This is a genomic window from Caldibacillus sp. 210928-DFI.2.18, from assembly GCF_020554505.1.
GTDB classification, from domain to species: domain Bacteria; phylum Bacillota; class Bacilli; order Bacillales; family Caldibacillaceae; genus Caldifermentibacillus; species Caldifermentibacillus hisashii.
This window is the reverse complement of sequence record NZ_JAJCHL010000015.1, coordinates 1-15,187: the sequence shown is the minus strand read 5'-3', so window position 1 is coordinate 15,187 and position 15,187 is coordinate 1. Positions and strand designations below refer to the sequence as shown.

At 38.5% G+C, this 15,187-nt stretch carries 11 protein-coding genes; 7 read left to right on the top strand and 4 right to left on the bottom strand.

What is annotated here, in order from left to right; translation table 11 throughout:
- Window positions 1–160 precede the first annotated feature (160 nt).
- From ilvC to ilvB, 3 genes are all read right to left on the bottom strand, one after another.
- On the bottom strand, window positions 161–1,192 hold the full coding sequence (gene ilvC, locus LIZ98_RS05270; protein ID WP_227139156.1) for a ketol-acid reductoisomerase: 1,032 nt from the start codon (window positions 1,190–1,192) through the stop codon (window positions 161–163).
- A gap of 175 nt (window positions 1,193–1,367) precedes the next feature.
- Entirely contained in the window at window positions 1,368–1,883 is a 516-nt protein-coding gene (gene ilvN / locus LIZ98_RS05265; RefSeq protein ID WP_034771961.1) for an acetolactate synthase small subunit, read from the bottom strand.
- Window positions 1,880–3,577, bottom strand: coding sequence for an acetolactate synthase large subunit (gene ilvB, locus LIZ98_RS05260; protein ID WP_227092573.1), 1,698 nt, complete (start codon window positions 3,575–3,577; stop codon window positions 1,880–1,882). The genes ilvN and ilvB overlap by 4 nt, the downstream gene beginning before the upstream one ends.
- Window positions 3,578–4,642: 1,065 nt before the next feature.
- Between ilvB and LIZ98_RS05255 the strand changes: the two genes are divergently transcribed.
- The 6 genes from LIZ98_RS05255 to LIZ98_RS05230 all read left to right on the top strand — a co-directional run bounded on the left by LIZ98_RS05255 (window position 4,643) and on the right by LIZ98_RS05230 (window position 12,357).
- Window positions 4,643–5,608, top strand: a complete 966-nt coding sequence (locus LIZ98_RS05255) for a bile acid:sodium symporter family protein (protein ID WP_227139157.1) — start codon at window positions 4,643–4,645, stop codon at window positions 5,606–5,608.
- A gap of 603 nt (window positions 5,609–6,211) precedes the next feature.
- Window positions 6,212–7,759 (top strand): 2-isopropylmalate synthase, encoded by a 1,548-nt coding sequence (locus LIZ98_RS05250; protein ID WP_227139158.1) that lies wholly within the window; start codon window positions 6,212–6,214, stop codon window positions 7,757–7,759.
- A 52-nt stretch (window positions 7,760–7,811) separates the two neighbouring features.
- Window positions 7,812–8,912, top strand: a complete 1,101-nt coding sequence (gene leuB / locus LIZ98_RS05245) for a 3-isopropylmalate dehydrogenase (protein ID WP_227139159.1) — start codon at window positions 7,812–7,814, stop codon at window positions 8,910–8,912.
- A gap of 122 nt (window positions 8,913–9,034) precedes the next feature.
- The gene (gene leuC / locus LIZ98_RS05240) at window positions 9,035–10,444 is read left to right on the top strand and encodes a 3-isopropylmalate dehydratase large subunit (protein ID WP_227139160.1); all 1,410 of its coding nucleotides are present in this window, start codon (window positions 9,035–9,037) and stop codon (window positions 10,442–10,444) included.
- 216 nt (window positions 10,445–10,660) lie between these two features.
- The gene (leuD, locus tag LIZ98_RS05235) at window positions 10,661–11,248 is read left to right on the top strand and encodes a 3-isopropylmalate dehydratase small subunit (protein ID WP_227139161.1); all 588 of its coding nucleotides are present in this window, start codon (window positions 10,661–10,663) and stop codon (window positions 11,246–11,248) included.
- 401 nt (window positions 11,249–11,649) lie between these two features.
- A complete protein-coding gene (locus LIZ98_RS05230; RefSeq protein ID WP_227139162.1) occupies window positions 11,650–12,357 on the top strand; it encodes an N-acetylmuramoyl-L-alanine amidase in 708 nt (235 codons plus the stop codon).
- A gap of 228 nt (window positions 12,358–12,585) precedes the next feature.
- On the opposite strand, the gene LIZ98_RS05225 is transcribed toward LIZ98_RS05230, so the two are convergent.
- Window positions 12,586–13,287, bottom strand: coding sequence for an MgtC/SapB family protein (locus tag LIZ98_RS05225; protein WP_081912369.1), 702 nt, complete (start codon window positions 13,285–13,287; stop codon window positions 12,586–12,588).
- A gap of 126 nt (window positions 13,288–13,413) precedes the next feature.
- Here LIZ98_RS05225 and LIZ98_RS05220 point away from each other — a divergent pair, with 126 nt between their 5' ends.
- Entirely contained in the window at window positions 13,414–14,304 is an 891-nt protein-coding gene (locus LIZ98_RS05220; RefSeq protein WP_227139163.1) for a DMT family transporter, read from the top strand.
- The last annotated feature ends 883 nt before the right edge of the window (window positions 14,305–15,187 follow it).

Genomic DNA, 15,187 nt, shown 5'->3' with positions numbered 1-15,187 from the left:
GAAAACAATCCCCAATTTCCTCACACTCCCTTATAAAAAAACATAACGACGTTTTGCGCGGGACTATCAGTTTCAAAATCTATTAAATCTGTTCCCTAATCAAATATGAATAATAAGTTCACAGACTGATTTTTATTAACTCATAGCCCCGCTTTTCATTTTACTTAGTTACAGCCACTTTTTTTGTTTCTTGATCTTTTACAGACTGTTTAATAAACGGCATTAATGCACGTAGCTCTTGACCAACTTTTTCAATTGGGTGGTTCAACTCTTGTGCGTTAATCGCATTGAATTGTGGACGATTGACTTGGTTTTCCAAAATCCAACTCTTTGCAAAAGCACCGGATTGAATATCAGCTAAAATTTCCTTCATCCGTTCTTTTGTTTCGGCGGTAACTACACGCGGTCCGGATACAAAATCGCCCCATTGTGCGGTGTCTGAAATGGAATACCGCATATTGGATAGGCCACCTTCATACAATAAATCCACAATCAATTTCATTTCGTGTAAACATTCGAAATAGGCGGCTTCCGGTTGATATCCTGCTTCCACCAGTACTTCAAAACCGGTTTTAATCAAGCTTGTGAGACCACCACAAAGGACGGCTTGCTCACCAAAGAGATCGGTTTCGGTTTCTTCCTTGAATGTCGTTTCCAACACACCGGCACGGGCAGCACCGATTCCTTTCGCATAGCTTAATGCTAAATCTTTTGCCTGACCGGTAGCATCTTGGTACACCGCGTAAAGAGCTGGAACACCGGCACCTTCCTCATACGTTCTGCGGACAAGATGTCCCGGGCCTTTTGGTGCAACCATGAATACATCAACATCATCAGGGGGTACGATTTGACCAAAATGAATGTTGAAACCATGTGCAAAAGCAATGGCTGCTCCTGATTTTAGGTTAGGTTTAATACTTTCTTTGTATACTTTTGCTTGGGTTTCATCCGGCATTAAAATCATGACAACATCTGCAACACTTACCGCGTCAGCAACAGGCAACACCGTAAAGCCGTCTTCCCTGGCACGTGCGGCAGATTTTCCTTCACGTAACCCGATCACAACTTCATAACCGCTGTCACGCAAATTTTGTGCATGGGCATGGCCTTGTGAGCCATAGCCGACGACGGTAACTTTTTTTCCTGTTAGTACGTCTCTTTGGATATCTTCATCATGTAAAACTTTTACCATAATTATTCCCTCCAAAAATTAGTTATATTTTTCCAGTTTTTATTAGTGATAGACAGAAAGTGAATTCATCAAAACTTATCCAAGCCCTACTTTCGAAATTTGCTTTTCTTTAGATAGAAGTAAATTCGTCAAAACCTAAGCGAGCTATACTTTCGAAATGGGCATTTGCTTTTCTTTAGATAGAAAGTGAATTCATCTCCGTTACTTGCGGTTGATTTCCCCGTAAAAATGCGGTGATGCCTGTTCTTGTCAATTCTTTAATTCCATAGGATTTCAATAATTCAATTAAAGCGTCAATTTTATCCGGTTTCCCTGTTACTTGAATAATCAAACTGTCTTTGCTCACATCAATAATTGAGGCGCGGAAAGGTGCAATGACACTTTGAATTTCTGCATGTTGCTGACGAGAGCCTGCGACGCGAATTAAAGCCAATTCACGAACAACATGAGCCTTTTCGGTAATGTCGGTTACTTTAATAACATCAATTTGTTTATTTAATTGTTTTGTTAACTGTTCAAATTTCAGCGGGTCGGCCACATCGATAACAAAGGTCATTTTTGAAATACCGTCTTTTTCTGAGCCGCCTACCGTAATACTTTCAATATTAAATTGGCGTTTTGTCAACATTCCGGTAATTCGATTAAGAACACCGCTTCGGTTTTGGACGGTTGCTGTAATAATCCGTCTCATTTTGTCACCCCCACCATTTGATGTAGGCCGGCTCCCGGTGCAACCATCGGATACACACACTCATTTTGAGGGACTCTACAGTCAATGAGAACCGGTCCGTTATAATGAATGGCTTTTTCCAACAGCTGAACGGCATTTTCGTGATTATCAATAACTACGCCCTTGATATCATAACTTTCAGCAAGTTTAATAAAGTCCGGGTTAAATGTAAGTATAGATTCTGAGTATCTTTCTTCATAAAAAATTTCTTGCCACTGTCTAACCATACCGAGCGCAGCATTGTTAACAATAATAACTTTAACTGGAAGGTTTCTTTCCCTTATAACAGCAAGCTCTTGACAGGTCATTTGAAAACCGGCATCACCGACGATTGCAATAACGAGTTCGTCCGGTCTTGCAATTTGTGCCCCAATCGCAGCCGGAAGACCGAATCCCATTGTACCGAGACCTCCTGAAGTTACCCAACAATTTGGTTTATTAAAATGAAAGTATTGAGCTGCCCACATTTGGTGTTGACCGACATCTGTTGTGACAATCGCCTCGCCATTAGTAATTTTATATATTTGTTCAATAAACCATTGAGGTGACACGAATTCTTTTGGCTTTTCATACCATAACGGTTTTTCAGTTTTATAGACAGCTAGTTTCTGATTCCATTCATTATGCGATGAAACTTCAAGCTCACATTTTAACAGTGCTTTTAGTGCTTCTTTGGCATCACACACGATCGGGATATGGGTTTCGACATTTTTACTTATTTCGGCCGGATCAATGTCAATATGTGCAACTTTGGCATGAGGCGCAAAATAATTCAAATTCCCGGTGAGCCGATCATCAAAACGTGCGCCAAAATTAATTAATAAATCACATTCAGATATGGCCATGTTTGCAGCATAAGTTCCATGCATACCGGCCATGCCAAGGAACAGTTCATGATCACCGGGAAAGCTTCCCAATCCAAGTAATGTATTAGTGATAGGCAATTGGTATTTTTCAGTAAATTGTTTCAGCTCTTCTGTCGCATTGGCAAACAATACTCCGGCACCTGCCAATACAAGCGGTCTTTTGGCTGTTTTTAGCGCTTCAACTAATTTTGTAATTTGCAGTGGATTCGGCATAAAATTTGGTTGATAACCGGGCAGATTGATTTCAGAAACGTACGTATAGTTGCCACTAACATACCCCGTTGCGATATTTTTAGGAATATCGATAACAACCGGACCGGGTCTTCCTGTTGATGCAATATGAAAAGCTTCCCTAACGATTGACGGTAAATCTTCCAAATCGTTCACTTGATAATTATATTTTGTAATTGGTGTTGTAATTCCAATAACATCTGCTTCTTGAAATGCGTCAGTACCAATTACATTTTTTGCAACTTGACCTGTAAAAATAACAAGCGGGATTGAGTCGATCATGGCATCGGTAATTCCTGTTACTAAGTTGGTCGCACCAGGGCCGGATGTAGCAAACACAACTCCTGGTTTTCCTGTAACCCGGGCATATCCTTCCGCCGCATGAATGGCTCCTTGCTCATGTCTCGTTAAAATGTGTTTGAAAGGTGCTTTTTTACGATAAAAAGCATCGTAAATAGGTAATACCGCCCCCCCAGGGTACCCAAAAATCGTATCCACTTTTTCATTGATCAGTGTATCGACTAAAAGGTCAGCACCAGTTATTTGGTCAACTTGCATATCCTCTTCATTCTTTACCTTAAGACTCACGAAAGAAACCTCCCCTTTGAATAAATTGAGTATTTTGGTAAGAAATTTAGAAAGTATAAAAAAAGCTCTTTCCCCCCCTAAACCTACATCAAGCAGAATTTTTGGGGAGAAAAGAGATCTCTTTCCTCTGTACCACCCAAGTTCATAGTACCCTCGCGAATACTACCTCATGAAGCATAGAGCTTCTTTTGATAACAGGTGCAAACGAAGCACCCGGCCGATCCTACTTGGAAATTCTGTTCAAACCGGCACTCCGGGATGATCCAGGAACAAAATGTATGACCGGGCTTTCACCATCCCCGACTCGCTGCAAATACATGATTTTTGCTCCCCGTTCCCGTCATCGTGTTAAAAATATCTTAAATGATATAGAACACTTTATTAAATTTATGCTGCACTGCGTTAAAAAAGATTGTTTTGCCGTTAATAATAAAATATTTTTCTGAAAGGGTCAATAGGATATTTGTTAATATTTTATAAATTTATAAAAGATGAGTAAAATAAATATTTCAAATGAGTCGGCTAATTAAAATTAGATAGACTGCTTAAAAATAAAAAACCCTTTTCAACCCAGAACAATTATGACATGTTTGGGAAGAAAAGAGTTGCTTTCCTTGGTACCACCCAACTTCATAGCATCCTCACAGATACTACCTCATGAAGCATGGAGCTTCTTTTGATAACAGGTACTGATCGTTCGTACCCGGCCAAACTTACTATGGTTAACCCTGTTCAGTCCGGCACTCCGGGATGATCAGGAAACAAACTGTGTAACCGGGCTTTCACCATCCCCGATTCGCTGCTTACACATTGGTTTTGCTTCCCCGTTCCCGTCATCGCTTTAAAAATTTATATAATAATTGTATAAATTATCAATTAATTTAACCGTTATTTTAAAAAATAGTTTATTTGAATTTCGCGCATAAGTCAAGTGTTTTTAAAAATTTTTCCAAAAAATATCTTTTGATAACAGTATTGAAAAAATAAAAATTTATACTATAATGATTAATTAAACTATAAAAGCGGGTGATTACATTGAATCAATTGGCGAAAGTCAGTAATTTTGCCGGCAATACATTTGCTGTTTGGATCATTTTATTTGCACTATTAAGTTACTTTATTCCGGAAGGCTTTACTTGGATAGCCCCTCATATTCCGTTATTGCTGGGCATCATTATGTTTGGAATGGGATTAACATTATCTGTTGATGATTTTAAGGCTGTTTTCCAAGCACCGAAAAGTGTCATTATCGCTGCTGTTAGTCAATATACGATTATGCCGTTAGTGGCCTTTGCACTAGCCATTTTACTCAAGTTGCCACCGGAATTAGCTGCGGGTGTTATTCTTGTCGGTTGTGCACCGGGTGGGACTGCATCGAATGTTATGGCTTATTTGGCTAAAGGAAATGCGGCGTTATCTGTTTGTGCGACAGCAGTATCCACATTGATGGCTCCTATAATGACTCCGTTTTTAACATGGTTATTAGCGAAGCAATGGATGGAAGTTTCGTTCTGGAGTATGTTTGTTTCTGTTGTACAAGTTGTGTTGTTACCGATTGTCTTAGGGGTTTTAGTTCATTATCTATTTCCCAAACAAGTGGAAAAGAGTACGGCTGTGTTGCCGTTAATTTCGGTTATCGGAATTGTTGGAGTCGCCTCGGCAGTTGTGGCAGTAAATAAAGATAATCTATTATCAAATGGATTGCTCATTTTCATTGTTGTTGTTTTACACAATTGTCTCGGTTTATTGCTTGGTTTCTGGTTAGCGAAACTTTTCAAGCTGGATTATCCGAGCCAAAAAACGATCTCAATTGAAGTAGGTATGCAAAACTCCGGACTGGCCACTACATTGGCAATGACTTATTTTTCACCGCTAGCGGCAGTACCGAGTGTTATTTTCAGTGTCTGGCATAATATCTCAGGTCCGCTGTTGGCAACATTTTGGAGCAGGAAAGCAGCTGACTCGGAAACAATTGGATTAGGAATGGACCTGTCGAAGTAGACAAAAACAATAACTTGCAAGAACAGATTGAATGGTTTAATTAAATGAGCTTTGTCATGATTTTTTAGATAATTATTTTTAAAAAGATTTATATAAAATTTTTATAAAAACCTCTTGCTCTTTTAAATAAAATGTTTTATGATAAATGACAATATTAGTTGATGACGAAATTTTAAAAATAGATGAAAGCAATGAAGGGATTATGGAACAATGGGCATGTATTCACAGAGATCCGGGGGCGGTGGAAGCCCGGAAATACATATTGTTCCAGTCTCATCCCTGAGTGCGGAACTGAACGGATGATTCATCTCATTAAGTTTCGCCGGGTGTAACTCTAACACCTGTTACCAAAACGAGGCTTCATGCTTCACGAGATAGTATCTGCGAGGATGCTATGAACTTGGGTGGTACCGAGGAAAGGCTCTTTTCTCCCCAACATGAATCGAAATATAGATTTGTGTGGGAGAAGAGAGCCTTTTTTTATAAATAATCATCGGTTTGAGGTTACCGGCAAGAAGGAAAAGTCTCCAGTCAGATTATGGCGATACTGTTTATGTGTTATGAAAAATCAAGCAAAAAATTTTAAAGAAGGGATGGATGGGTATGACGATGATAAAAATTTTCGATACGACTTTGAGGGATGGAGAACAATCACCGGGTGTAAACTTGAATCAACTGGAAAAATTAGAGATTGCCAGACAACTTGAAAGGCTTCGTGTCGACCGAATTGAAGCCGGGTTTCCGGCCTCGTCCAAAGGTGATTTTGAGGCTGTAAAAGCGATTGCCCAAACAATTAAAAACTCCTCGGTGATTGGGCTTTCCAGAGCGGTTCAATCCGATATTGAAGCGGCTTGGGAGGCATTGCGAGTTGCTGAAGAACCTTGTTTGCATCTGTTTTTAGCCACATCACCTATTCATATGAAATACAAATTAAAAATGACACCGGAACAAGTCATTGAAACTTCGGTGAACATGGTGAAATATGCAAAGAAAAAATTTCCGTTTATTGAATGGTCAGCAGAAGATGCGTCACGCTCTGATTTGGACTTTTTAGCAAGAATCATTGAAAAAGTCATTGAAGCAGGAGCCAATGTGATTAATTTACCGGATACGGTCGGTTACACAACGCCTGAAGAGTATGGAAAAATGTTCCGGTATATTCGGGAACATGTGCCGAATATCGATCAAGTGGCGCTTTCATGTCATTGTCACGATGATTTAGGCATGGCTGTAGCAAATTCCTTGGCTGCGATTGAAAACGGGGTAACCCAAGTAGAAGGGACCATTAACGGGATCGGCGAACGGGCCGGAAATGCAGCATTGGAAGAAATCGTAATTGCCCTTAAGATTCGTTCTGACTTTTACCCGTATGAAACGAACTTGAAGCTCGATGAATTGAAGCGGACCAGTGATTTAGTCGCAAAACTAACCGGCATGGTCGTACAACCGAATAAAGCGGTTATTGGCCGAAACGCCTATGCTCACGAGTCAGGGATTCATCAAGATGGCGTTCTGAAAAATGCTCAAACCTATGAAATTATTACACCGGAATTGGTTGGCGTTCATTCCAATAATCTTGTCCTTGGAAAACATTCCGGCAGACATGCATTTAAAGAAAAAGTAGTAGAGCTAGGCTTTACACTTTCTGAGGAAAAACTAAATCAAGCATTCGAACAATTCAAACAGTTAACTGATCATAAAAAAGAAGTGACCGATGAAGATTTGTTCACAATTTTGATGGAAATCCAAACCAATGCGAACACAGTCCAAAAATATCAATTAGAAATGATCCAAGTCCAATATGGTTCAGCCAATATTCCAACAGCAACCGTATCCGTTAAAACGCCGGAAGATAAAATCGTGCAAACGGCATGTACAGGAAATGGCAGTGTGGAAGCTTTATATAAAACCATAGCGGCCTTGATTACAGAAGAAACAAATCTTTTAGACTATCAAATCAGTTCGATTGGCGGGGGAAAAGATGCACTTGCAGAAGCCTATGTTCAGGTAAAGGTAAACGGTGAAATTATGAACGGACGTGGTACGGCTTCTGACGTATTGGAAGCTTCAGCACATGCCTACATTAATGCGGTCAATAAGTATTTAATTAAACAAAGCTCAGTTGTCAAAGAGCCGACTGCGATTAAATAGTAGACTCGATAAAAATTCAACCTATTTTGCTAAGAAAAGTCAGGTGAAAACTATGGAAAAACGTATTATTCTCCTTCCCGGTGATGGCATTGGAAAGGAAATTTTAGAGGCGGCAGTAAAAGTTCTTCATGTAGTGGAAGAAAAATTTAATCATCGTTTTGTATATGAAACACATGCCATTGGTGGTAATGCAATTGATCGGTTCGGAGTTCCTTTGACGGATGAAACGGTTAATGCTTGTAAAAATGCCGATGCGGTTCTGTTAGGGGCAGTTGGCGGGCCAAAATGGGATAACGTGCCCGCTGACATTCGGCCGGAAAAAGGACTGTTAAAAATTAGAAAGGAACTGGGTCTATTTGCCAATCTCCGCCCAATTAAAGCTTTTGCTTCATTGCTCCATGCATCCCCGTTAAAAGAACATATAATTAAGGACAGTGATATTTTAATTGTCCGTGAATTAACGAGCGGGATTTATTTCGGCAAACCGAGTGAACGCCGCGAAAACGGGAAAGTCGTTGTCGATACGTTATATTATGAACGGTATGAGATAGAAAGAATTGTAGATAAGGCATTCCAATTTGCCCGGATGCGGAAGAAGAAACTTACCTCTGTTGATAAAGCAAATGTGCTGGAATCAAGCAGGGTTTGGCGGGAAATTGTCAATGAAAAAAGCAGTTTATATCCAGATGTAGAAGTAGAACATCTTTTGGTAGACGCCGCCAGTATGAAATTAATAACCAACCCAAGCCAGTTCGATGTTCTTGTAACGGAAAATATGTTTGGCGATATTTTAAGTGATGAGGCATCGGTTTTGACCGGATCATTAGGCATGCTTCCTTCTGCCAGTATCCGATCCGATCAGTTCGGTTTGTATGAGCCGATTCATGGATCGGCACCCGACATTGCCGGTAAAGGAATAGCGAATCCGATTGGGATGATTTTATCTGCGGCATTAATGCTCCGGTTCTCTTTTGTTATGGAAGAAGAAGCTAGTGCGATTGAAGCAGCAGTCAATGAAACATTATCAGATGGTTATCATACCGCTGATTTACAAATAGAAAAAGGAACAAAACTCAGTACAAACGAAATAACGGAAGTCATTACAGAAAAATTACAATCAACAATTACCGGGAAAAAGTTTAGTAATGTATGACTCTGTTCATTGGATAGGTCATCGGAAGCACTAGGACCGGTAACCACCGGGAAAAAGTTAGTAATGTTTGACTATGCATTATTTTTCCTTGATAATGATTTGATTTTGCAGGAGGTTTAAACATGGGAAAACCGAAAACGATTATTGAAAAAATATGGGAAAATCATGTTGTTCACAGAGAGGAAGGAAAACCGGATTTACTATATATTGATCTGCATCTTGTTCATGAGGTTACATCACCACAAGCTTTTGAAGGGTTGCGGATGAATAATCGAAAAGTACGGCGACCGGATCTAACTTTTGCGACGATGGATCATAATGTTCCGACAGCAAATCGGGAAATTGTCCGCGATCCAATCTCGAAAAAACAAATGGAAACATTGAAGGAAAATTGTGAAGAGTTCGGAATCCGGTTGGCGGATATGTTTCATCCGGACCAAGGAATTGTTCATGTAATCGGACCTCAACTCGGGTTAACACAACCAGGTAAAACAATTGTTTGCGGTGATAGTCATACATCGACGCATGGTGCATTTGGTGCATTGGCCTTTGGGATCGGAACAAGTGAAGTCGAGCATGTACTTGCTACTCAAACGATTTGGCAACAACGACCAAAAACAATGAATGTCCATGTTGTTGGAGAGCTAGGTCCCGGTGTAACTGCGAAAGATTTAATTTTGGCCATCATTGCTAAATTTGGGGTAAGTTTTGGCCAAGGCTATGTTGTTGAATATACAGGGGAGGCCGTTCGAAAACTTTCGATGGAAGGCCGGATGACGATTTGCAATATGTCTATTGAGGGCGGGGCTCGAGCCGGGTTAATTAGTCCCGATGAGAAAACGGTCGAATTTTTAAAAGGAAAAAGATACGTGCCAAAAGGGGAACAGTTTGAAGAGATTGCTGAAAATTGGTTGTCGCTGGCTACTGATCCGGGAGCGACTTATGATAAAACGTTAACGATTAATGCGGAAGAAATCGAACCGCAAGTCACTTGGGGGACAAATCCAAGTATGTGCGTGCCGGTTAGCGGTTCGACACCTGTGATAAGTGATGTTGAAAATAAAGGGGAGATCCGCCGCGCGTTAGAATATATGGGATTGGAAGAAAATCAACCAATTTCTTCTATTGATATAGATCATGTGTTCATCGGCTCTTGCACCAATTCCCGCTTAAGTGATTTACGGAAAGCGGCAGAAATTGTCCGTGGCCGAAAAGTTCATCCGAATATTAAACGGGCCATTGTTGTTCCGGGCTCTTTTCTCGTAAAGATGGAAGCGGAAAAGGAAGGACTGGATCAAATTTTTAAGGACGCCGGATTTGAATGGCGGGATGCCGGTTGCAGTATGTGTTTAGGGATGAACGAAGATATTGTACCACCCGGTGGCAGATGTGCATCAACCTCAAATCGGAATTTTGAAGGAAGGCAAGGGAATGGTGCCCGCACCCATCTGGTCAGTCCGGAAATGGCGGCCGCTGCGGCAATTACCGGTCATTTTATCGATGTCCGGAAATTTCAACAAGTCCTTCAGTAATCGGTTATGGACGGTAAATTGTATAGTTGAAATCGTCTATAAAAGATTTAGCATGAACCTGTAAGTCTGTCCAATGAACCATCTTTGGCACATAATCATGCAGGAACATGAATAAAACTATCGCTAATCAGACGGTTTAAACATGTAATGCACTATTTATAAATTTTAGCATTACGGCGGACAGACGCATTACATCTTTCAAAGGAGGTATAAATAATGGAAGCTATTCAATATCATAAAGGACTCGTTTACCCGTTAAATCGGGAAAATGTTGATACCGACCAAATTATCCCGAAGCAATTTTTGAAAGCCATTGAACGGACGGGGTTTGGAAAATTTTTATTCTATAACTGGCGATACAATGATGATGGGAGTCTTCGGCAAGATTTTACAATGAATGATGAGAAATACAACGATGCCAGCATTATTTTGGCAGGAAAAAATTTCGGCTGCGGTTCTTCGCGTGAACATGCAGCTTGGGCTCTTCTTGATTACGGATTCCGAGTTGTGATTGCCCCGAGTTTTGCCGATATTTTTTATAATAATGCGTTAAAAAATGGTATCTTGCCAATTATGCTTGAGCAATCTATTATTCAAGATTGGATGAAAAAGGCCGAACGGGATTCATTTACACTGGCTGTTGACCTTAAAGCACAAACAATTACTGACGGTGATCAAGTTATTGCGTTTGACATTCCCGCCTATCATAAGGAAAAATTAGTAAATGGTTGGGATGATATTGACTTAACTTTATTACTTAAAGATAAAATTGAAGCATATGAACAGAGTAGACAACTCGTTTGAAATGCCAATATTTTTGGTGAAAAATGCAAGCCGCTTATCTTGAAATAGGCCTTGCATTTTTTGCGGTTATTAGAAACAAATCATGCCGCAAAAAACCTCAAAAACAATATTTGTATCATAATCAGTATGCCGATTTTTTAAAAAATTTCCTCCGATGTACCAACGACAGAATTCTTAACCCTTTTTTTTAGTTCTTACATATAAATAAATTAGGAAGTCTTTAATTTTATACCCGGTCTTTGTGTCTTTCATCTTGGGACTGACTATCAAGGAAAAGGAATTGTTACATTTCCTAATTATATTTGTGATAAAAATTGTGAAATCCCGGCGAGTATAGTCATGTTTTCGACTGGATTCGGGTACAATTTTCAAATTCTAAAAAAATTGGAGAGGTGAAAAATTTGGTTAAAATTTTTATCGATCCGGGACATGGTGGTTCGGACCCCGGTGCAGTTGGTAATGGCATCATTGAAAAAAATATTACTTTACAAATTGCGAATCAAATTCAACAAATTTTATTGAATGAATACCAAAATGTTTCTGTAAGAATGAGTAGAACAACAGACCAAACCGTTAGCCTAAATGCCAGGACATCTGCCGCAAACAGCTGGGGAGCTGATTTTTATTTGTCCGTTCATATAAATTCCGGTGGCGGAACCGGTTTTGAAAGTTATGTATATCCGAATGTAGATGCATTAACGAAAAGCTACCAGGATGCCATTCATGAAGAAGTGTTAAAACAAACAGATTATCGTGACCGGGGACAAAAGCAGGCAAATTTTCACGTGTTAAGAGAATCAAATATGCCGGCACTGCTAACTGAAAATGGTTTTGTCGACAATGTTACGGATGCAAATAAATTGAAGGATCCTGCATATATTAATCGGATTGCACGGGGACATGTGAACGGCTTAGCGAGGGCATTTAGATTACCAAGGAAAACCGGTGCACCTGTAAACCCGATCCCGTCCTCACCACCTTCATCGGCAAACCAAAATACCTTATATAAAGTTCAAATCGGTGCTTTCTCAAAGCGGGAGAATGCTGAAGCTTTAGCGGAGAGAGCGAGAAATGCAGGGTTTCAAGTATATATTGTACATGATTCATGACATGGAGCAAGATTTCATACATGTAATAAGTTATTGAAATGACTCGAGCATATAAATAATAGAAGGAATGGTTATTTTTTACACATGAAAAGTTATGAATGGCATAAACGAAAATAGGGGAATGTTGCCTATAACCGATTTTACAAAAGGCAACACTCCCATTTTTTTGACTCGGGACATGTGAAAAATCTTTTATACTATGGTGCAACTTATCGAGTAAAGAATTTTTTAGTGAAGACTTTCAATTTCCACTTGTTTAACGCCTTCCATATTGGAGATCAGTTCATATAAATTCGTTAGTTTCAATTTGTAGTTAACTCCAATATTCAATTGAATCAAATGCCCGCCATCTTTTAAATCCCGAATACGGATATGATAAACAGAAATTTTTTTATTTTGAATGGTATCAATGATGGTTTTAACATATTTATTTTCATGAACAATGATATCTAACTTCATTTCTTTTTCCCTTAACTGCTTCGGTCCGATCCAAGTCATAATGGAAGGAATTAATTCAACACTAATCATAATGAAAACAACACCAGCAATCGCTTCAAAATAAAATCCGGCTCCAACGGCAATTCCGATTCCGGCAGCTCCCCATATGATGGCCGCAGTCGTTAATCCGGATATACTGTCATTTCCCCTTCTTAAAATCGCACCAGCTCCTAAAAAACCGATCCCGGATACAATTTGTGCAGCCAGTCTGAGCGGATCCATTGTTATGTTAACTCCCTGTTGTGCACTAGTAGCCCGATAGGCAGATTCAATCGACACAATGGTTAATAAACAGGAAACAATCGAAATGACTAGTGATGTTTTTAAGCCAATTGGTTTCCGTTTAATCTCTCGCTCTAAACCAATGATTAATCCAAGAATAGCTGTAACTCCTAATTTCACCAATACTTCCCAATGAATATATTCGAGCAATCTTATCCCTTCTTACAATCTAGTAATTTTTTTATTATCATCTATACTATATAATGCTATTATACGAAACATTTATATGAAAGTAATAAATAAAACATAATTATGAAGAAAATAGGGAGAACAAGTATGGAAAAACCAAAAGTAAACCCATATATATTTGTCATTATTGGAGTATTATCCGTATCAACGTCGGCCATTTTTGTTAAATTTTCAACAGCCCCTTCAGGTGTTATTGCGTTTTATCGATTGTTTTTCACCGTGCTAATAATGTTGCCAATATATCTTATAAAATACGTTAAAGAGCTAAGAAATATGACAAAAAAGGACTACATATTATCAACCATAGCCGGTGTTTTTCTTGCGTTTCATTTCATTCTTTGGTTTGAATCTTTGGACTATACTTCAGTTGCGAGTTCTACTGTATTAGTAACATTACAACCATTATTTTCATTTTTTGGAACGTATTTGCTTTTTAAGGACCCAATATCAGCAAAAACAATTTTTAGTGCTGTTGTCGCAATTTCTGGAAGTGTTATGATTAGTTGGGGAGATTTTTATTTAAATGAAAAAGCATTGATTGGTGACATATTGGCACTTATAGCCTGTGCATTGATTACTGCCTATTTGTTAATTAGTCAAGCGGTTCGAAAAAGAATTTCTGTGGTATCCTATACATTTGTTGTTTATTTTATGAGCACTGTAGCACTTTTACTATATGTAATGATAAAGAAGGAACCGCTCTACCCATATCCAACAACAGATTGGATTTATTTTTTGTTATTGGCGATATTTCCAAATTTGCTTGGTCATTCATTATTCAACTTAGCACTAAAATGGGTAAGTACGAATATTATATCGATGGCTATTTTATTTGAACCGGTTGGAGCGGCCATATTGGCTTATATACTAATTGGTGAAAAACTTATCTGGACACAATGGGTAGGTGGATTCATTGTGATAAGTGGATTAATCATTTTTTCATTAGGCTCTGCTAAAAGTAAAAGTAACCAAATGTAAATAATGCTCTTACTTAGCCCTTTTACTGATTGAAGCAAATTGAAAGCACGAAAAATTTTTACAACCATGAAAAAACCATTTTCATCCTCTGTGGTGCAGCTTGGCGATACATGGGTGACTATCATGTATTTGAAAGGATTATGGAAGCAGAAACCTCCAATATTCGATTTTGCCAATAAAGAATTTGTGGTTTTCGAAAAACACAAGTGGGTCATCTTTGGAATCCTTCTTATTTAATGTAAGAGAGATTTAAGCTCACCAATAAATTTTGAAGGTAATTGTAAAAATGAACGTCTATAATGTGACAAAATGCAATGGAAGGAATATATCGTATCTAATTCGTAAAAAAAAATTAGATTTTAGTGTATGCTGAGACTTTTATTTATAATAGGATTATGTCAGGCAAGGAAGTAAACTACTTTAAGAGTAAAAAAGTAATTTCAAAATAATTCTAGGTTAATTCTAACACTAACACTAACATTAACTCTAAAAAATAATTTTAGAATAATTTATTGACATATAGATTTGTCGGTGATATAATAAATCTTGTCGTTAAGAAAGTAGTTGATTTCAAAATCAATTGACTTTCGGATTGAGTGATGATAATATAGATGAGTCACTTTAGAATGTCGGCTTACAAAAGTTTTTTGTTAGTATCTTAAAAGTTGCTTTTCTAATCTTTTTGCTTTTGTAAAAAAGCAGTTGACAAATTGAAGGAAATTGGTTAGAATAAGTAAGTCGATTTTGGTTTTGAACCTTGAAAACTGAACAAGACAAAGCGTTTTAAAAAACCATTTAAGTCAGTTTTAATTTTGAGCAATCAACTCTTTTTTTGGAGAGTTTGATCCTGGCTCAGGACGAACGCTGGCGGCGTGCCTAATAC